This window comes from Staphylococcus gallinarum (assembly GCF_000875895.1).
In the GTDB taxonomy this organism is placed as follows: Bacteria; Bacillota; Bacilli; order Staphylococcales; family Staphylococcaceae; genus Staphylococcus; species Staphylococcus gallinarum.
The window spans coordinates 1-241 of record NZ_JXCF01000271.1 but is presented as its reverse complement, the minus strand read 5'-3'; the positions used below and the strand labels follow the sequence as shown (position 1 = coordinate 241).

General features: G+C 50.2%; 1 rRNA gene. It reads right to left on the bottom strand.

The features are described 5' to 3' along the window. Positions 1–241, bottom strand: a 16S ribosomal RNA gene (locus tag SH09_RS15740); the annotation flags it as partial.

Below are 241 nucleotides of genomic sequence, written 5' to 3'. Positions count from 1 at the left end.
GTGGCCGATCACCCTCTCAGGTCGGCTACGTATCGTCGCCTTGGTAAGCCATTACCTTACCAACTAGCTAATACGGCGCGGGTCCATCTATAAGTGATAGCAAAACCATCTTTCACTATAAAACCATGCGGTTCTATATGTTATCCGGCATTAGCCCCGGTTTCCCGGAGTTATTCCAGTCTTATAGGTAGGTTACCCACGTGTTACTCACCCGTCCGCCGCTAACGTCAAAGGAGCAAGC